This is a genomic window from Caniella muris (assembly GCF_943193035.1).
GTDB classification, from domain to species: domain Bacteria; phylum Actinomycetota; class Coriobacteriia; order Coriobacteriales; family Atopobiaceae; genus Granulimonas; species Granulimonas faecalis.
The window spans coordinates 1312042-1332844 of the sequence record NZ_CALPCK010000001.1; the positions used below are offsets into that span (position 1 = coordinate 1312042).

Consider the following 20803-nt stretch of genomic DNA (forward strand, 5'->3'; position numbering starts at 1 on the left):
TCGCTAGGAGCGCGCGAGCTCGAACCCGGCGGCCTTGACGGCCTCCTCGACCTGCTCGGGCGTGAGGTCGCCCTCGAAGGTCACGGTGCCCGAGGCGGAATCGGCGGCGACGTCGGTGGCGCCGCGGTCCTCGAGCTCCATGGTCACGAGCATCTCGCAGTGCTTGCAGTGCATTCCCGATACGGAAATCTTTCCCATAGCTTCCTCCTTGCATAATCGGGATACGAGAAGGGGCCCGCTAGGCGGGCCCCTCCGATACTACCGTGAACCGCCGGCTCACTCCGCGGCGGCCACCATGGTCCGCACCTTCTCCTGAAGGTCGTCCAAGTAGGCCTGGTCGGGGCGCCAGTTGAGGCTCACCGGGTCCAGGGGCAGCTGGAAGCCGGTGTCGGCGAGCACCTGCTGCACCTGCTTCTGGGCCACCGGCGCCCAGCCGTAGGATCCGAAGGCCAGGCCGATGCGGGTGTCGTTGCGCGGGGAGAGGCCGCGGAAGTACGTGAGGAACTTGGCGACGTTGGGCATCATCTGCATGTTGAGGGTGGAGGAGCCCACGCACACGTACTTGCAGTCGAGGATGTAAGCCAGGATGTCGCTCTCGTGGGTGTACTTGAGGTCGAAGTACCGGCAGTCAATCTCCTCCTGCACGAAGGCCTCGCAGATGGCCTTGGCCATCTTCTCGGTGGAGTCCCACATGGTGTCGTAGACGATGGCGCACTTGTCCACGCGCTCGTTCTTGGTCCAGCGGCCGTAGCACTCGAGGATGTCGGGGATGTGCTCGGTCCAGATGACGCCGTGGGCCGGGCAGATCATCTCGAGGTCCAAGCCCTCCACGGCGGCGAGGGCCTTGCCGGCCTGCATGCCGTAGGGCTGCACGATGTTGGCGTAGTACTTGCGGGCCTGCTTCATGACCTCGCAGTAGTCGGAGTCCACGTCGAAGCGCGTGGTGGACGCGAAGTGCTGGCCGAAGGCGTCGTTGGAGAAGAGCACCTTGTCGTACTCGTCGTAGGTGACCATGTTGTCGGGCCAGTGGACCATGGGGGTCTCGACGAACGTGAGGGTACGCTTGCCGATGTTCAGGGTGTCGCCGGTCTTGACGGGCTGGAAGTCGATGCCCGCGCCCTGGTAGTGCTTGGCGAGCTCGCCGACGGCCTTGGTGCTGCAGTAGAAGGTGGCGTTGGGGCAGGCCTGGGCGACGAGGGGCAGGCTGCCGGAGTGGTCCATCTCCACATGGTTGGTGATGACGACGTCGATCTTGGCGGGGTCGATCACGGACGACACGCGCTGGAGCAGCTCGTCGTGGAACTTCTCCTTGACGGTGTCGATGAGGGTGACCTTCTCGTCAACGATCAGGTAGGCGTTGTAGGTGATGCCCTTCTCGGTGGTGTAGCCGTGGAAGTGGCGCTCGTTCCAGTCGAGGGCACCCACCCAGTAGATATCGGGCTTGATCTGCTGTGCGACCTGCATCAAAGCTCCTTTCAAGCCCCGGGGGAATCCCGGGGGCGCGAGCCGGCCCGCGGTCGGGGCCGGAGTGACGGTCTGCGTCTGAATGTACCCCCATAAGGGGCGGCGGACCCCATCGCGGCGCCTTTCGATGGAGCTTCCACGGGTTTTGACGGTTTGGCATACCAAGGGGCCGGGTGGGCCGGGCCTCCTCGGCACCTCTCCCCCTCGGCACCCCTCCCCCTCGGCACCTGAATGCGATTGAGGACGACCCGGGGAGCTGGCGGGGGCCGAAAACCGCCCCTGACCGCGTTCAGGTGGGCAGAATCCGCCCCTGGACGCGTTCAGGTGCGGAGGAGGTCGCCCTCAGACGCGTTCAGGTGCGGAGGGGGGCGAGGGGGGGGGTCGAGGGACGAGGGGACGAAGGAGGGCGCCGAGAAGGACGAGAAGGGCCCGTCCCCCTGGGGGAGACGGGCCCTCTCAACGGCCGGTTCGGTTGGCGCGGCCGAAGCGGCCGGTTCGCTTGGCGCGGCTGGGCGTCGGGGCGTCAGTCCTTGCGGCGCCTGCCGCCCTTGAGCACCCGGAGGGCGCCGGCCGTGATCGCGGCCGCGCCGGCGCCGATCCACGGCAGGAGGGGTGCCACCACGTCGCCGGTCTTGGCGATCAGGCCGGTGACGGGCACCACCACGGCCTTGAGGGGCTCGGGCAGCTTCTCCACCAGGTCGGAGGGCTGCCCGGGGGTGCCGGGCCCCTGGGGCCCACCGGGCTCACCGGGCTCGCCAGGCTCCTCGGGCTGCCCGGGCTCACCGGGCTCCTCAGGCCCACCAGGCTCCTCGGGCCCGCCGGGCTCGGCGGGACCCTCGGGGGCGGTGTAGGTGTTCACGAACTCCATGGGGGCGTCGGCCGGGCAGGCCTCGTCCACATCCGCGCCGTCGTCGGACCTGACCCGCGTGACGGAGGCGGCCATGGAGAGCCCGCCGGTGGCCTCATCCCTGGTCACCTCGTAGACCACCCGGTACAGGGCCTGGGAGTAGGCCATGCCCTCCTCGTCACCGGCCTTCTCGCCCACGAGGTAGGAGTAGGTGCCGGGCTCGGAGAAGGTCACCGCGCCGAAGGTCCCCATGGGGCTCTCCTTGGTGGCCGTCACGGTGGCGGGGTCGGGCATGGGCGCGCCCTCGGTCTCGGCGGTGACCACGAGGTCGAACGCGTCGTCGTCGGTCCAGTCGCGGCCCACGAGGACCTTCTTGGCGGCCACGCCGAAGGCCGGGTCGACGACGGGGGTGGCCGTGAAGGTGTTGTCGAACACCGCCTCGCCGCCCGCCACCTCATGGGTGGCGGAGAGCGTGCCGTCGCCGTCGTCCACCACGGTGGTGGTCACGGTGTAGACGGCATCGTCGTAGGTGATGCCGGGCTTCCCGTCGTTCACCTCGACCAGGGTGTAGGTGTACACGCCGGGCTCGGTGTAGGCGACCGGGGACAGGGTCACGGTGCCGTCGGCGGCGTTGGTGCCGCTGGCCGCCACCTCGCCGTCCTCATCCACGAGCTGGAACCGGAACTCGCCGTCGGCCAGGGGGCGGCCGTCGAGGTTCTTGGTCACCTTCACCTGGTCGGTGACGGAGGTGTCGAGCGCCTCCACGCCGTAGGTGTTGGTGAAGGTGAAGGGCAGCCCCGTGACCTCGGTGTGCAGGCGGCCGTCGGCCCCCTGGACCAGCCTCACGACGACCGTGCGGGTGGGGTCGGCGTCGTTGGTGACGCCGGGCACGGAGCCGGTCTCGGTCACGGTGTAGGTGAACGTACGCTCCGTCTCACCGCCCAGGCTGTCCTGGGTGTAGGTGATGGGCGGGAAGGCCACCGAGCCGGAGCGGTCGTTCGTCGCGGTACCGAGGACGTTGCCGGCCTCGTCCGTGAGGGTGAAGGTGTAGGCCCCGTACACGGAGTCGGGCACGGAGAGGCCCTCGGCCGCGGTGAAGACCTTGGTGCCGGCGACGGTGAGATCCACCGGGTCGGCCTCGTAGGCGTTCACGAAGCCTGCGGGCGTGCCCTCGGAGGGCCAGACCACGGAGCAGGTCATGGTGCCGTCACCGTTGTCGGTCACGTCCACGGCCACGGTCACCGTGGGGACCTCGGCGCTTACGTTCTCAGGCAGCGCGTCGGTGACCTCGGAGAGCGTGTAGGTATAGCGGTAGACGGGCTTGTCGGCGGTGCCCGTCTGCACGGCCACGCCGGAGGCCACGTCCTGCAGGGCCTGGTCGGAGGTGTAGCGCACGGCGCCGAAGTCCACGGTGCCGTCGGCGGCGTTGGTGGCGGTGGCCACCTCGTTGCCCTTGGCGTCGCGCATGACGAAGGTGAACTCACCGGCGGCCAGGGGGCGTCCCGCGAACTCCTTGGTGGTGCTCACGCGGCCGGAGCCCTCGGCGGCGCCGGGGTCGCTCTCGGCGTGGTAGCCGTTCTCGAAGGTGATCGAGCCGTGGTCACCGGACACCTCGGTGCCGTCCACGGAGGTGGTGGCGGAGATGGTGCCGTTGCCGTTGTCGGCCACCCTGACCTCCACCGTGTGGGTGCGCCGGTCCACGGTGTAGCCGGGCGCGGCCTCGGAGGTCTCAGCCACGGTCCAGGCAAAGGTCTTGCCCGCGTCCTCCAGCGTGAACGTCACGGCGGAGAGGAGCTGGGAGAGCGTCTTGCCGTCGGCGGTCACCACGGCGGCGGGGGCACCGGACGTGGCGGACGCCTGGTTGGTCAGGGACGTCTCGGCCAGCTTGGCGGCGGAGGCCTCGTCGGCCGGCGTTACCGAGAAGGAGAACTGGCCGGCGGCCATCGGACAGCCGGTGAGGGTCTTGAGGACGTTCACCGAGGCCACGCCGTCCATGGAGCCGGTGGAGGCGTAGGTGTTGACGAACGACGGGATCGTGACGGGGGCGCCGTCGGCGTTCCGGTAGGCCACGGTGGCCTCCAGGCGGCCGCTGCGCCCGTCGTCGCCCACCGTGACCACGGCGGTGAAGGTGCTGCCGTCATAGGTCACGCCATCCTCGGTGGTGCCCCCGCCCACCTCGGAGACCGTGTAGCGGTACTCGCCGGGAGCCGTGAAGGTGATGGCGCCAAAGTCCGCCTGCCGCTGGTTCTCGCTCACCGTGGCGGTCTCACCGCCGGCGGCGGGCATGGGTGCGCCGTCCTGGGGGGCCAAGGTGAAGGAGAAGGTCTCGCCCTCCCGGAAGTCGCGGCCCACGAGCCGCTTGGAGACGGACAGGGTGGCCCTGGCGGCCGCGGGGGTGTAGGTGTTCTCAAAGGTGACGGAGCCGCCCTCGACCACATGCTCGGCCTCAAGCTCCCCGTTGCCCTTGTCGGTGACCGTGGTGACCACGGTGAACTCGCCGTCGTCGTAGGACACGGACGGGGCGTCACCGGCGACCTCGCTCAGCACGTAGGTGTACGTGCCGGGCTCGGTGTAGGTGACCGGGGACAGCTCCACGGTGCCGTCGGCCTTGTTGGTGCCCTGGGCGACGGTCTCCCCGGTGGCGGCGTCGACGAGCCGGAAGTGGAACTCACCCTCGGCCATGGCGCGGCCGGTGAGGGTCTTCCTCACCGCGATCTGGTCGGTGACGGAGGAGGCCAGCTCCCCCACCCCGTAGCTGTTGGTGAACGTGAAGTCCGGGCCCTCGCCTCCCACACGGGCCGACAGGGAGCCGTCCTCGTTCTGGGACAGGATGACCGTCACGGTCTTGGCCTCACCGTCGTTGGTGATGCCGGGCACGGATCCCGTCTCGGTCACGGTGTAGGTGAACGTGCGCTCCTCGGCCCCGCCCAGGCTGTCATGGGTGTAGGTGATGGGCGGGAAGGCCACCTGCCCGGAGGCGTCGTTGGTGGCGGTGGCCAGCTCCTTGCCGTCCTGGTCGGACAGCGTGAAGCTGAACTTGCCGGCCAGGGACTCGGCGTCCACGCCGTCAAGGCCGTCGGGCACCGAGAAGACCTTGGCGCCCACGATGGACAGGCTGACGTCCTCGGCACGGTAGGCGTTCTTGAAGGTGCTGCCGCTCTCCGGCCACGTGACGTCGCAGGTCATGGTGCCGTCGCCGTTGTCCGTGACGTCCACGGACACCACGATGGAGGAGACGCTCGGGGTCACGAGCCCGGGGAGCTTGGCCTCGTCCTCGGAGAGCGTGTAGGTGTAGCGGTAGACGGGGTTACCGTCCGCGTCGGCGGTCATCGTGGCGATGCCCTCGGCCACGTCCTTCAGGGCCTGGTCGGAGGTGTAGCGCACGGCGCCGAAGTCCACGGTGCCGTCGGCGGCGTTGGTGACGGTCTTCACCTCGTTGCCCTTGGCGTCGCGCATGACGAAGGTGAACTCGCCCTCGTCGAGCTTGCGGCCCGTGAGCTCCTTCTTGGCCGTCAGGCGGCCGGAGCCCTCGGCGGCGCCGGGGTCGCTCTCGGACCCGTAGGCGTTGGTGAAGCGCACCTCGGCGGTGCCGGAGGTCACCTCGGTGCCGTCGACGGAGGTCGTGGCGGTGATCTTACCGGCGCCGTCGTCGGCCACCCTGACCGTAACCCTGTGGGTCGAGGAGTCGAGCCGGTAGCCGTCTGGGGCCTTGTCGGCACCCTTCTCGGAGACGGTCCAGGAGAAGGTCTTGCCGGCGTCGGCCTGGGTGAACGCGATGGCGGAGAAGAGCTCGGAGAGCGCCTTGCCGTCGGGGCTCACCGCGGCGGCGGGCTCGCCCGCGGCGGCGGCCCGGTTGGTCAGGGACGTCTCGACCAGCTTGGCGGCGGAGGCGTCGTCATCGGGGCTCACCAGGAAGGAGAACTGGCCGGCGGCCAGCGGGCGCCCGGTGAGGACCTTGGTGACGTTGACCGAGGCCACGCCGTCCATGGAGCCGGTGGAGGTGTAGGCGTTCTTGAAGGTGACGGACTCCGGCGTGCCCTCCTTGCGGGACACGGACAGGGTGCCGTCGCCGTTGTCGGTGACGGTCAGGACGATGTCATGGACGGTCTCGTCGTAGGTGATGCCGGCCAGGCCGCCCTTCACCTCGCGCAGCGTGTAGGCGTACTCGCCCGCGGCGGAGAAGGTGAGGTCGCGGTCAAAGGTCACGGTGCCGTCGGCGGCGTTCGTGCCGGTGGCCACGACGTCGCCGTTGCCGTCCACGAGCTCGAACGTGAACTCCCCGTCCTTGAGGGCGCGGCCGGTGAGCTCCTTGCCCACCTTGACCTGGTCAGTCACAGGCGAGGTCAGGGTCTTCACGCCGTACCCGTTGGCAAAGGCCGCCGCGTCGGCCTCCTCCCCGTCCTTGGTGACGGAGGTGGTGGCCGTGACGGTGCCGTCGCCGTTGTCGGTCACGGAGACCGAGAGGGTGTAGACGGACGTGTCCATGGTGTAGCCGGGGGCCGGGCTGTCCGCGCCGTTCTCGGAGACGGTCCAGGAGAAGGTCTTGCCGGCGTCGGCTTGGGTGAACGTGACGGCGCCGAGCAGGTCGCCGAGGGTCTCGCCCTTGTCGTTGACGGCCTTGGCCGCCTCGCCCGCCTTGGCGGCGACGCTGTGGAGCTCCACGGCGCCGAGCTTCTCGGAGGCCTTGGCGCCGTCGGTGTCGACCGGCTCCACGGCGAAGGTGAACTGGCCGTCGGTCATGTCGCGGCCGGTGAGGGTCTTGGTGACGTCGAGCCTGGCGGCGGCGTCGCCGCTCAGCTTGCCGGTGGACGTGTAGGCGTTGGTGAAGGCCATGGCGCCGTCGGCCGGCTCGTACGGCTGGCCGTCCTTGGTGTAGGAGGCCACAGACGTCAGGGCCTTGGTCTCAGCGTCGTAGGTCACGTCCACCGTGACGGTGTAGACGGAGCGGTCGTATGCGAGGCCGTCGCCGTCGTCACCGGCCTGCTCCGCCACCGTGTAGGTGTAGGTTCCGACCCTGTCGAAGGCGATCTCGCCGAAGGCGGCCCTGCCGTCGTTCTCGCTCACCGTGACGGTGCGGCCGTCCTCGGTGGGCATGGGGGCGTCGCCCTCGCCCGCGAGGGTGAAGGTGAAGGACTCGCCGTCCTTGAAGTCACGGCCGGTGAGCTCCTTGGAAACGGAGAACTGCTGCTTGGCGACGCCGGGGGTGTACTTGTTGCGGAAGGCCGCCCCCTCGGCGGCGGCACCGGGCACGACGGTGCCGGTCAGCTCCGCGCTGTCAGGGGTGAAGCCGTCCTGGGCGGACTCGGTGAGCTTGATGGAGCCGCCCTGGCCGAGGCCGTAGATGCGCCCGGACTGGCCGCCCGAGAGCTCGAAGGTGCCGCCGTCGGTGAGGGCGACCGCCTCATCGGTGCCGTCGACCACCAGGTAGGCGGTCTGGCCCTCCCCGAGGCCCGACACCGTGAAGGTGAAGGGGCCCTGGGGCAGCGTGGAGGGGTCCGCCACGTCGTCCGCATAGACGGCCTTGGACACGGGCACGCCGCCGTCGTTGACAAAGGCCAGCGTGTTGGCGCCGAGGCGGTTCACCGTGAGGGAGACGCCGCTGCGCACCACATGGTAGGCGGCGCTGGCGGTGTGGGTGTCGTAGGCCATGCCGTCCACCACGGCGCTGCCGTTACCCAGGTCGATGCGGTCGCCGGAGGGCAGGACCTCGGTGAGGTCGGTGCGGTAGGTGCCCTCCCGGAGGAACACGAGGTCGCCCAGGGGGATCGAGCCGTCGGCGTCGCTCCTGAGAGAGTAGGTGCCGTCGGCGCCGGGCTCGAGGCCCTGGACGCGGACCTCCCCGACCTTGGCGGCCACCCACCGGCCTCCGTCGTCATCCCACCGCTGGATACGCAGCTCGAAGCCGTAGCCCTCGGCCGGGGCCTCGGCGTCGAGGGTCACCTTGGAGAGCCGGGCCACGGCCTGGCCCACCCCCTCGAAGGCGTTGGTGAAGGCGAGGCCGCCGTCGGCCGGCTCACCCCACTCCCCCCAGGTGGCGCCGCCGTCGGTGGAGGAGCGCACCTCGACGGAGGGGGTCGCGGTGCCGTCGAAGTTGTCGGTCACGGTCAGGTGCACCTGGTAGCGCACCGGGTCGTAGGTGACCCCCGCGGAGGAGCCGGGGTTCTCGGCCACCACGAAGTGGTACTCACCGGGGCCGTAGGTCCCGGAGGGCAGGAGCGACGGGATCGGGGCCGTGGAGCTCACCGACCCGTCGGGGGCGGTGTCGGAGGTGCCCTCCCCCACCCAGGTGGAGGACGGGGTCACGCCGTCGGTGCCGTAGGTGTCGTCGGTGACCCAGGTGGAGAAGCCGAAGGACTGGGACGGGATGGGCCCTCCCTCGAAGGTCTTGGTACCGGGCAGCGCCACCGCGGCCACGGGGGCCTCGTAGCGGTTGGTCCAGGCGACCCGGTCGGCGCCGTCGGGATAGGCCACGGCGGTCGAGAGGGTGCCGTCGCCGTTGTCGGAGACCTCCACCGTGACCGTGCGGGGCGCGGTGTCGTAGGAGACGCCGGCCAGGGCGTCACCGGCGGCCGGGGCCACCTCGCGCAGCACGTAGGTGTGGGTGCCCAGGTCGCTCCGGGCGCCGTCGTGGACGTAGGTCAGGGCGTCGAAGGGCACGGTCAGGGGACCCGCGCCGGCCCCGGCGGCGGACACCGTGACGGTCTTCTCCTGCAGCAGGGTCTCGACCCCGCCGGCCGAGAGCTCCGACAGCGTGAAGGTGAAGGTGTCACCCTCGCGGAAGGGACGCCCGTCCATGGCCTTGACGGCCTGGATGGGGGCCTCGCCGCGGGCCTGGTAACTGTTGGCAAAGGTCACGCGGTCGCCGTCGACGCCGGAGTCGTCGGGATAGATCACCTGGGAGCGCACGACCTCGCCGCCGTCACCGGCCTCGACGTGGACGTAGACGTAGATGTCGCGGGTAGCGGTGTCGTAGGTGACGCCGTCGAGGACGCCGCCGGTGGCGCCGGCGGGCACGTTCTCGGCCACGGTGTACTTGTAGACCACGCCGCGGTGGAGGGTCTCGGCATCGGGGCTCTCGACGACGGAGGCGCTCGCCTGCTCAAAGCGGATGCCGCCGAACGACACCAAGCCACCGGCGTTGTTCTGGGCCGTGACCGTGTTCCCGGTGACGCCGTCGGGCATGGGGGGCACGGAGGCCCCGTCGTAGGGGTAGCCCTCGGCGTCGCCGCGGGTCATGACGCCACCCGCCAGGGCGGCCACGTCGTCGGCGTCCATGGGATGGGCGCCCACGCCCGTCAGGGTGAAGGTGAAGCGGCCGTCCTCCAGGGCGGTGCCGGAGAGGGTCTTGCGCACGCCGAAGAAGCGCCGGACCTCGGAGGTGTCATAGGTGTTGGTGAAGGTCACCGGGTCACCGGGGGCGTAGCCCTCCACCGGCTGGGGGTCCTGGTCGGCGGAGCCCCCCGTCCAGCGGCCCACCGTCACGTCGCCCACCACGAGGGCGGAGGGGTCGGCGGGGTCCACCGTCACCGGGATGCCAAACTGGTAGACCGTGGGGTCGTAGGTCACGCCGGCCACCACGTTCTGGGCCGTGGCACGGCTCTCCCAGACCGCGTAGACCCATCCCCCGTCGGGGGACGGCGCGTCGAAGACGATGGAGGGGAAGGCGGCGGAGAAGTCCGCGGCCCCCTGCACCTTCCGAGGGGCGGACTCATCGCCGGCGGTCCCGCGGTACACGGAGCTCAGGTCGAGGGTGCCGTCGTCGTTGACCCCCTCCACGGAGACCTCCACCGAGGACACCGGGAAGTCCCCGGAGCCGTCGGCCCGGGGGGCCTGGGGCAGGGGCGCGGAGCCCATGGCGTCTATCTCGAAGGAGAAGTGGTCGCCCACCCTGAAGCCGCGGGGCTCACCGCTAGCGAGGTTCCCCTCCATGACCTTGTTCAGGCGGATGCCGTCCCAAGTGGCCGTGGTGGTGTAGGCGTTGGTGAAGACGGCCCCCTGGACCGTGCCGCCCGACGCGGTTCCGGAGACGGCGGTCCCGTCATCGGGGTCCGCCGCGGCACCCCCGGTGCCCTCCCTGTCCACGAGGGAGAAGGCGGGGTCGTCCACCGACTCCTCGGAGACGCTCCACCGGGTGCCCGGCACGAGCTCGACGAACACGGACTGGCCGGCCTTGAGGACCACCGTCGCCTTGCCGCCGGCCCAGGTGACGGTCTGGGTGACCGGCTTGCCGTCGGCGTCGGTGACCGGGGTCCACCCGCCGTCCTGGGCGGGCTCGTAGACGGTGAGCTCCTCCTGGCCGTCGGAGCGGCCGGGGGCCGTCACGGTGAAGGTGAAGTCGCGGTCGGGGGCGGTGACGCCCTCGGCGGCCGACACCGCCTTCTGCACCCGCACGGCGGTGTCGGGCACGGTCACGCGCCCGTTGTTGCCCAGGCGCTGCACCACCTGGTAGTCGCTCGCCTCGCCGTGGGTGTAGTCGAAGAGGGGCGAGAGGGAGAGGGAGGCGGTGCCGGTGGGGTTGCCGGCCTTGGGGATGGCCGCCCAACGGGCGTTGCCCAGGCGCGGGGAGCCGATGCGGGTGACCACGGCGCCGTCCACCACCTCGACGGAGTCCTGGGCCGTGAGCTCGGCGCCACTGAAGGGCACCACGTACTGCACGATGCGGGCGGAGCCCTGACGGTGGTAGTCGATGACCACGTAGTAGGTGCCGTCGGGGTCGATCTGGTCGATCGAGGTGAGCTGGGTGCCCACGCTGCCGCCCTCGCCCAGCTCCCCCTCGGTGCCGTCGCCGTAGACGGGGCGGTTGGCCTGGAAGTAATAGAAGCGGTTGCTGGCCGAGGGGGCAAAGGTCACCGTGGCGTCGCCCACGGTCCGGGTGCTGCCGGGCCCCTCGGCGTCGGCGGCGCCCTTGGCGCTGTAGCGGTTGCTGTAGAAGTCCACGCCGCCGTCGGCGTTGCGGTGGGCGGCCTTGTAGTCGGCGTCCACCCGGGTCAGGTCCACCGCCCCGTTTGAGATCACGGCGTCGGAGAAGCCCACGGTGTAGCGGAGCCTGAACGGCTGGGCCTCCACCGACCCGCGGTTGGAGGTGTAGTCGGTCTGGTTGCCACTCCCGTCGACGGTGATCGTCTCCACGCGCACCGGCAGGGCGTCGGCGGGGAGCACGCAGGTGAGCTCCTCGGTGCCGTCGTCACCGGTGTCCACGGAGAGCTTGATGTCGCCGAGGTTGAAGGAGGTCCCGTACACCGGGTTGACGACCTCCCGGTTGGGGAGGGAGTAGGTGCCGTCGGCGTTCTTGGTCACCGGGTAGGCGGTGCCAAAGAGCTCCACCTCCTGCACCTCCCGCACGGTCATGTAGCGGCCGATGGGGTCGCGGTAGGTGAGGGGCGTCGCCGTCTCGCCCATGGCGTCGGTCACCGGGTTGAAGGCGGTCTGCTGGAGCTGGGTGATGATGCTTGCGAAGATGTCGGAGAGGTCGTCGGTGCCGGCCACGTAGGCGCCGTCGTTGTAGGCGAGAGACGTTATGTCGTCAGCAGCGGCGGGGTGGCTGAGGGTGACGGTTGCGCCGTCCCCCACCTGCACCGAGGGGCGCCCCCCATTGCGGTAGGTGTTCCAGGCGGTGGCTATATCCTCGGCCTGGGAGGAGAGGGGGCCGTTGGCCGGGTCGAGGTAGCGGGCCGGGTCGAGGGTCACGTTGGCAAGGTTGAGCTCGTTGCCGGTGAGGTCGCCCACGCGGACGGTGAAGACCTGGGTGCTCGAGGGGCCGTCCACGCCGTAGTGCCTGTCCACCTGCTGCTTCCAGTAGGAGGCCTCCATGAGGGCGAGCATGCCGTTACCCCAATAGATGGAGTCGGTATTGCCACTGCCCACCTGGGAACCCGAGGTGGGGTTCCACCAGTCCGTGGCGCTCTGGGAGTAGGTGGGGGCGCCGTCGCTCAACAGGACCACGGCGGGGACGCGCCGGAGCTCGGTGCCGCCCACGGTGAGGGTCGTGTCGGAGGCCTGGGCCAGGGGCTGCATGCCCCGGTAGATGCCCATCTGGGTGTTGGTGCCGCCTGCGACTCTCACAGTGGTGTCAGGCCGGCCGCTGGCGGTCACGGTGAGGGTGGGCCCTCCGCCGCCGGTTCCGGTTCCGCCGCCGGTCGTTCCCTGGTAGGTGAAGCTCGTCTTGTCGTAGTGGCCCAGGGGCAGGATCGGGTTCTCCCGGTTGGCATCGCGACCGCTGCTGCTGAAGGTGCTCACGGCCACGCGGTTGTAGGGGTTGGCCTCCATGAGCTGCTTGACCGTGGCGTCGAGGGCCTCGGTGGCGGCCCTCATGCGTCCGCCTTCCATGGACCCGGACAGGTCGACGATGAAGGCCACGTCCAGGGGGTTCTCCACCTCCCTGTTGACCACCCTCGACGACCCCAGGGCCGAGAAGGTGGTGTGGAAGACCCCCTGGGCGCCTTGGGCGGCGTCGGTGGTCACCGACTTGTCGGTCCACACACGGCCGGCAAAGCGGCCGTTGAGGGGCTCCTCGTTGCCGAGGATGGCGCTGAAGCCGTCGGCAGTGGAGGGGTCGGCCACCCACGTCAGGGTCTGGGTCGAGGCCCCCGCCGTGGTGGCCCCCACGGCGACGACAGCCGCCACGGCCGCTGCCAGCAGGGCGGCGGCCCAGCGCAGGCCCGGGCGTTTCTGGGGGCTCGGCTGCCGACGGGACCCGAGGCGCCTTACGTCCATGGTCTCTCTCCTTCTTGCCTGTATATAAGGTGTGCATAGACAGGCCGGTGGTCATTTGGACACTTATTCGTTCTGCCAGTCTTTACCGGTGAAGGAGGCAAATCAAGCTTCTGTTTTGTTGGTAATAAGTTCCCTGTATATATGGGAGAGAGTAGTTTTATCGTGTTACTTAAAACAGAGTGATACTATCCATCTCTCTGACACCCTACGGCCGACATCGCACAGTCTGTCAGTTAGAAAAAGAGTCTTCTGTCATATCCGGATGACATCAAGAAACGGCGGCGTGAAACCGTCCGCCATCGCCGGCGGCGGAATACCCTCTGCCTGAAATAAAAAGAGGGCGCAATTTAAGGCACAGGGCCCCCGTGCCCCGGGTCCCCTCCTCAAAAAATCGGCAAACGGTTGCCTATGGCCCCGTACGCGAAGGAACCACATCCCCTCGGAACCGCGTCCCCTCAGGGGCGCCTGAAACCCGCCAAGGGCGGGCCCGGTCCCCCGCCCCATCAGAAAAAAGGCGCCCCCGACGGCACGGAACCGTCGGGGGCGCCCTCAAGCGCTTGGGTATGGGTGGCCCGGATCCGGGCCCGGTGGGAGGCTACCTCCCCTGGCTGCGACGCTCCTGGTACTCCTTGGCCAGGCGCTCCTGGACGTCGTGGGGCACTTGCTCGTAGCCCTCCACCTCGACGGTGTACTCGCCGGTGCCGCGGGAGAGCGACCTCAGGCGCGTGGCGTAGTCAACCACCTCGGCGTACGGAGCGCGGGCCTGGATGGAGACCTCGCCCTTGTCGGTGGTCTCCATGCCCTCCACGCGGCCGCGGGAGGCCGAGATGTCGCCCATGATGGAGCCGGCGTAGCTCTCGGGCACGGTGATGTGCAGGGTGGCCATGGGCTCCAGCAGCACGGCCTCGGCCTGGGATACGGCGTCCTGGAAGCCCAGGCGCGCGGCGGTGCGGAACGCCATCTCGTTGGAGTCCACCGGGTGGAACTGGCCGTCATAGAGGGCCACCTTGACGTCGATCATGGGGTAGCCGGCCAGCACGCCGTCGCGCATGGTCTCCTGGGCGCCCTTGTCCACCGCGGGGATGAAGCCGCGGGGCACGGCGCCGCCCACGACCTCGTCCAGGAACTCGTAGCCGCCGTCGGGGTTGGGCTCGATGCGGATGCGCACGTCGGCGAACTGCCCGGCACCGCCGGTCTGCTTCTTGTGGCGGCCGTGGCCCGTGGCGGTGCGGCGGATGGTCTCGCGGTACGGGATGCGCAGGGGCACGGTGTGGGCCCCCACGTTGGCGCGGCTCTCCAGGCGGTCAAGCAGCACGGAGACCTGGGCCTCGCCGATGGCGCTGATCACGGTCTGGCCGGTGTCCTCGTCGCGGTCCACCTTGAGGGTGGGGTCGGCGTCGGCCATCTTCTCGAGGAAGGTGAAGAGCTTGTCCTCGCTGCCGCGCTGGTCGGCCTCGATGGCGATGCGGTAGAGCGAGTTGGGGAAGCGGAACGCCGCGGCCTCCACCTTGCCGGTGGCCGAGAGCGTGTCGCCGGTCTGGGCGTCCAGCTTGGGCACCACCACGATGTCGCCGGCCTCCGCGCTCCTCACCTCGGTGGTGTCGCGGCCCATCATGCGGTAGAGGTGCGCCAGGCGCTCGGTCTTGCGGGTGCGGGCGTTGACGAGCTCCAGGCCGGGCGTGACGGTGCCGGTGAGCACCTTGGCAAAGGCGAGGCGCCCCTGCTGGGGGTCGTTGAGGATCTTGAAGACGAAGACCACCGGGCGGTCGTCGTCGGGGTCCACGTCGAGCAGCTCGCCGTTGACCAGCGGGACCTTGCCGTAGGTGTCGGGGCTGGGGAAGTACGCCACGATGTCGTCCAGGAGGGAGACGACGCCCTCCTCCTTGGTGCACACGCCCGCGAACACCGGCACGAAGATGCGCTCGGCGATGGCGCGGGAGAGCAGGCCCTCGACCTCGTCGTCCGTGAGGGGCTCGCCCTCCAGGTACTTCATCATGAGGTCGTCGTCGGCCTCCACCACGAGGTCGCAAATGGCGTCGCGGGCGGCCTGGGCGGCGTCCACGTACTGCTCGGGCAGGTCGAAGACCTGGGCCTTGCCGTCGGGGCCGAGACGGCGACCCTTCATGCGGATGACGTCGACGATGCCCTCGAAGTCGTTGCCCACCCCCATGGGCAGCGTCACGGGGGCGAGGCGGTTGCCGAAGCGCTCGGTGAGCGCCGCGAGGGTGTCATCGTAGGCCGTCTCGGAGCGGTCGATGCGGTTGACGAAGACCGCGCGCGCCAGAGAGAGGTCCTCGGCGGCGTACCAGAGGCGCGTGGTGGTGGACTGGGCCCCCGAGGCGGCGTCCACCACGAAGACCGCGGTCTCGCAGGCGGCCATGGCCGAGTAGGCGTCGCCGATGAAGTCGGGGTAGCACGGGGCGTCGATGACGTTGAGGCGGCAGCCCTCCCAGTTCACGGGCGCCACGGAGAGCTTGATGGAGAAGGAGCGCTTCTCCTCCTCGGGGTCGTAGTCGAGGGTGGGTTTGGTTCCGGAGTGGCCGCCCAGGCGGCTGGTGGCACCGCTCAGGTGGAGCATGGCCTCGGCGAGCATCGTCTTACCAACGCCACCCTGGCCTACAAGCACGACGTTCTTGACCTTCTCTGCCATGGCTGCCTCCCAATAAGAGACGTCGCCGCGGCTGCGGGGCCGCGGCGTGGTTTACCTTCTGTTCAGCCTACCCCACAACTGGTATGGCAGATGTGTCGAATCGACGCCCGTCCGCGAGCGGCGGGTCGCGCCGGGGCGGGGGCGGGGCCGGGTCGGGGCAGGGCCGGTCGGAAATCGCGATTCCATGCCCTTGCGGCCGCCGCCGCAGCGCCGATACCGGCAGGAAACCGCGATCGCAGGCCGTTTTGCCGCCCCCCTCCCCTCCGGAGCCGGCCGGAAACCGCAATCTCAGACAACCGGGGCCGAACGACGCCGCGGAGAGGGACGGGCCGCCCCGTCGGCCGGTCCAGGCAATCACGGGGCCCGTACATCAACGGCCGGCAGCTTGTGCCACACTTTTTGAAGTCGATGAGTCATCGAGGAGAGGAGCCCGTCCATGCTGCGAGTAGGAATGCTCACGAGCGGCGGCGACTGCCAGGCGCTCAACGCCACCATGCGCGCCATCGTGAAGACCCTGGCCTTCAAGACGGAGGGGAAGGTCGAGGTCTACGGCTTCCTCGACGGCTACCAGGGCCTCATCTACAACCGCTACACCCGGCTCTCGCCCGAGGACTTCGCCGGGTCGCTCACCCACGGCGGCACCATCCTGGGCACGAGCCGCACCCCCTTCAAGGAGCTGGACAAGCCCACGGCCGACGGCGTCCAGAAGGTGCCGGCCATGGTGTCCAACTATCGCAAGCTGGGGCTCGACTGCCTGTTCATGCTGGGCGGCAACGGCTCCACCAAGACGGCCAACCGCCTCTCGCAGGAGGGCCTCGACGTCATCGCCCTGCCCAAGACCATCGACAACGACACCTGGGGCACCGACATGACCTTTGGCTTCACGAGCGCCGTGGAGGTGGCCACCAAGTGCATCGACGACATCCGCACCACGGCCACGAGCCACGGGCGCGTGTTCGTCATCGAGATCATGGGCCACAAGGTTGGCTGGATCCCCCTGTACGCCGGCGTGGCCGGCGGCGCCGACGTCATCCTGCTGCCCGAGATCCCCTACGACATCGACAACGTGGTGGAGGCCATCGACGAGGCCCACGCCGACGGCGAGCGCTACGCCATCATCGTGGCCGCCGAGGGCGCCATCTCCAAGGAGGACGCCGCGCTCTCCAAGAAGGAGTACAAGGCCAAGCTGGCCAAGCGCGTGATGCCGTCCGTGGCCTACGAGATCGCCGACCAGATCGCCGCCCGCACCGACCGCGAGGTCCGCGTGGCCGTGCCCGGCCACACCCAGCGCGGCGGCCAGCCCGACGCCCAGGACCGCATCTTCGCCATGCAGTGCGGCGTGGAGGCGGCCATGGGCTGCCTCGAGGGGAAGTACGGCTTCATGGTGAGCCAGCGGAAGGGCAAGATGTGCCGCGTGCCCCTCAAGGACGTGGCCGGCAAGCTCAAGTACGTGGACCCGGACGGCGAGATGGTCCGCGAGGCCCGCGACCTGGGCATCTCCTTCGGCGACCGGTAGGGCCGCACGGCAGGCGGCCGACGGTCGACAGGCCCCGCGCGTCGGTTGGCGCGCGGGGCCGTTTTGTCGGCACGGGCGGGGCCTGGGCCTCTCGGGGGACGGGCCTCTCGGCAGGACGAGATGTCCCCGAATCGTGTACATTTCCACCGTAAATCATGCTTAAAATTAATGCATACCTCTCGAATGTAGATATGTAAATACATACATATCTACAGAGAGAGGAGCGGACGCCATGGCGCCCCGCACACCGCACGGCCGCAACCACCGCAGCATCGCCGACATCTTCCCCGACCGGAGAATGACAGCCGGGCTTCTGGGAGCCGCGCTCGGCGCCTCCGTCGTCCTGGTCGGGGCGACGCCCGCACTGGCGGCGGAGGACGTGGCGCAACCGGTGGCGGCGGAGGACGTGGCGGCGCCGGCAGACGCCGACCCCTCGGACGGGGACGTCGCGGCCGCGGACGAGACGGCGGCAGCCGACAAGGGCGTCGCGGCCGGCGAGGCGAAGGCAGCCGACAAGGGCGCCGTGGCCGGGGAGGCAGCCGACGACGCGGCAAGCGGCGGCGAGGCGACATCCGATGGGGCCGCTGCAGCCGGGGACCCCTCCCCCACCGCCGCGGCGCAGGCCCCGGCCGCCGACGCGTCCCGGGAGGTGGGCTCCGTCATCTACAACGGCACCGAGGGATCCCTCAGGGGCGACGGCGCCGTGGCGCACGGCACATCCGTCTCGGCCACCGACACCGCCACCGGCGCCACCATGGCCACGGGCTGGAACAACGACAGCGCCATCCTCGACCTCACCAAGTCGGGCGCCGCCTTCGAGGGGCACGTCAGGATCGAGAACGCCACCGACGAGCGCCTCAGGGTGGAGGAGATCGTGATGCTCAACCGGTTCGCCAAGACGGCGGGCCAGCTCTCGGACCCCTACCGCCCCGACGTCGTCGTCGACGGCAGCCGGGTCCGGGGCGACTCCCTCAAGCTCGGCCTGGACGACGAGGAGACCCTCTACAGCGTCGAGGCCGGCCGCTACCTCACGCTCGACCAGCTCCGCGCCGCCGACCCCGGGTTCTCGTGGGACCGCCTCATCGCGATCATGGCCGTCGGCTACCTGGACGCCCGTGCCTCCCTCGACACCGCGATTCCGCTGAGAATCGCAAACTACGACGCCATACGGGCCCAGGTGGAGTCCATCGCGGACGGGACCGCCGACAAGGCGCTCGCCTCCGCCGCGGGGAGCCGCACCTTCGACCTGGGGGCCTACTGCTACTACTGGCGCGGTGGCGACTTCCGCACCGTCGACTCCGCCGGGTCCAGCGTCGCCGTGGGGGCGCCGAGCACCGCCTTCATGGACGCCGTCCGCCGCATGACCCGCGGCGAGGCCCGGTGGGACGCCACCGTCATGACCACCGACGAGGACGGGACCCGCATCTACGACCCGGCGCCCCGGGAGGTCCAGGACGCCCTCAAGCCCCTCTCCTACTCCGACTTCATCTTCGTGAACCGCGGCGTGGCGGGCGACGTCCTTTACACGGACGGCTCCTTCGACATCAAGCTCGAGAACGCCTTCGACTCCATCAAGGACCTCGGCTACACCGTCAACATCCTGCCCGACGGAAGCGGGATCTGGCCCTACTACTCCTACACCACGAGCGACCGGGACTCCTCCGTCATCCGCTCCAACGGGGTCATCTACCTGCAGGTGAGCCGGGTGTTCGACACGAGGGACCTCTCCCTCGACCGGCCCGGTCCCTGGGATGCGGCGGACAACCTGCTCTCCGCCGTGGCGGAGCGCTACGACCGGGGCACCATGCGCCTCGCGGGCACGGAGGACCTCGCGGCGGACGGCGACTACGGGTTCGAGCTCTTTGACGCCGACGGGAACCTCGTGGCCTCCGGCCGCGGCGACGGGCATGTGGACCGTCTCGCCCCGGGCACCTACACGGTGCGCTACTCCTACGCCATCGACCCGACCCACGTGGTCACCAAGACGGCCACCGTCACCGTCGCGGACCCCGACGCCGCGACGGACACGCACGACGACCCGCAGCCGGGCAACGACCGGGGCGGCGAGCCCTCGGCGACGCCCGACCCCGCGACGCCCGCGGAACCGGACCCCGACGGCGGACAGGCCCATGCCGCGGGTACCGGTGCCATCGCCTGCCAGGCCACGGCACCCGACGCCATGGGCCCCGCTGCGGACGAGGGCGGCGCGGCCGTCTCCCCCGCGGTGGCGAGGACGGCAGCCGGCGTCGGCGCCGTGCCACGCCTGGGCGACGGGGGCTGGGCGTTCCTCCTCGGCATCGTGGCGGTGCTGGTGGCGGTGGCGCACAGGCTCCGGGCCCTGGCCTCGTGAGGGGGTCGGGCCTCCCGGAGCGCCCCGGCGCCTAGATCTCCTCGCAGAAGCTCACGAACTCCAGGCGCTGGATGGCGTCGACGAAGGCCTGCTTGCGGTCCATGGTGGGCAGGGTGATGGTGAGGGTGGCGGCCACGAAGGAGCTGCCGCTCTCACCTCCCGTGAGCAGGAAGTTGTCGTAGGCGCAGTCCCAGCTGTGGAGCTTCTTGAGGAACTCCTTGACGGCGTGGCGGTTCTCGAACTCGACGTAGACGTCGAACTTCTTGGAGAAGCGGTGCACCAGGGCGTCCAGCCGCGAGAGCACCGTGAAGGTGAAGATGACGAAGACCAGGGCCAGCAGGGTGGCGTCCACCTGACCGATGCCGGCGCAGAGGCCGATGCAGGCGCAGACCCACAGGCCGGCGGCGGTAGTGAGGCCCCTGACCTCGTTCTTTCCGGTGACGATGATGGTGCCCACGCCGAGGAAGCCCACGCCGGAGATGACGGCGGCGCCGTTGCGCACCATGTCGAGCTGGGCCCCGGGGATCTCCTCCAGGATGTACTGGCTCACGATCATGGAGAGGGCCGAGCCCAGGCACACGAGCACGTGGGTCTTGACGCCGGCGCCCTTGTTCTTGAACTCCCGGGTCATGCCGATGACGGTGCCCACGACCGCGGCCAGGATGAGCCGCAGGAAGACCGCGTCGGTGCTCCACCCGGCCGCCGTGGCCCCGAGGCTCGCGAAGTACTGACCTAGCATGGACGTGCCACCTCCAAGGGCGCCGGACTATCCCTCCTTTGGCTCCATACCCCCTCGGGGCCGCGGATGTCCCCTGATTCCCGGCCGGTCGGCCAAGCGGCGGACCGAGGCCTCCCCGGGGCCGCGAGGCTGTCCCACCACCCGGACACTTTTGTCCCAATGGTCGGACACTTCTGTCCCAATGGTCGGGCACTTTTGTCCCAGCGGCGCCGAATCCCATGACGGAGGCCGCTGCGACATGGGTGGGTGCCAAAAAACGAGAAACAGGCAGAGCGGCGGATAGGCCGGGCACCGCCGCCATGTGCGGCCGACGGGACGACGGCCCGGACGAATCACCCGCAGGAGCTTCTACGGGTGAGAAACCGCCCGCAAAACGTTCCACGGGTGGCGGGGCGACCCTATCGGCACCCGCAGAAGCCTCTACGGGTGGAGTGGCACCCGCAGAACGTCCTGCGGGTGCCGACGCCCGCGTGGCAGCAACCGTGCCCGACCAAAATGGGACAAAAGTGTCCGACCATTGGGAC

General features: G+C 69.8%; 7 protein-coding genes. 2 read left to right on the forward strand and 5 right to left on the reverse strand.

The window, feature by feature from the left end; genetic code table 11:
* Positions 1–3: 3 nt before the first annotated feature.
* The 4 genes from NFR49_RS05700 to fusA form a co-directional block, all read right to left on the reverse strand.
* Positions 4–198 (reverse strand): heavy-metal-associated domain-containing protein, encoded by a 195-nt coding sequence (locus NFR49_RS05700; protein WP_251158672.1) that lies wholly within the window; start codon positions 196–198, stop codon positions 4–6.
* Between the two features lie 78 nt (positions 199–276).
* Positions 277–1464 (reverse strand): FprA family A-type flavoprotein, encoded by a 1188-nt coding sequence (locus NFR49_RS05705; RefSeq protein WP_251158673.1) that lies wholly within the window; start codon positions 1462–1464, stop codon positions 277–279.
* A 523-nt stretch (positions 1465–1987) separates the two neighbouring features.
* On the reverse strand, positions 1988–13024 hold the full coding sequence (locus tag NFR49_RS10155) for a Spy0128 family protein (RefSeq protein ID WP_275557139.1): 11037 nt from the start codon (positions 13022–13024) through the stop codon (positions 1988–1990).
* 595 nt (positions 13025–13619) lie between these two features.
* Positions 13620–15674 (reverse strand): elongation factor G, encoded by a 2055-nt coding sequence (gene fusA, locus NFR49_RS05725; RefSeq protein WP_251158674.1) that lies wholly within the window; start codon positions 15672–15674, stop codon positions 13620–13622.
* Positions 15675–16110: 436 nt separating this feature from the next.
* On the opposite strand from fusA, the gene NFR49_RS05730 reads away from it, so the two are divergent.
* Complete coding sequence (locus tag NFR49_RS05730) at positions 16111–17190, forward strand: 6-phosphofructokinase (RefSeq protein WP_251158675.1); 1080 nt, start codon at positions 16111–16113, stop codon at positions 17188–17190.
* Positions 17191–17422: 232 nt separating this feature from the next.
* Positions 17423–19540, forward strand: a complete 2118-nt coding sequence (locus NFR49_RS05735) for a hypothetical protein (protein WP_251158676.1) — start codon at positions 17423–17425, stop codon at positions 19538–19540.
* Positions 19541–19571: 31 nt separating this feature from the next.
* Here the strand turns inward: NFR49_RS05735 and NFR49_RS05740 are convergent, their stop codons facing one another.
* Positions 19572–20279: an MgtC/SapB family protein gene (locus NFR49_RS05740; protein WP_251158677.1), complete on the reverse strand. Its 708-nt coding sequence runs from the start codon at positions 20277–20279 to the stop codon at positions 19572–19574.
* Positions 20280–20803 lie beyond the last annotated feature (524 nt).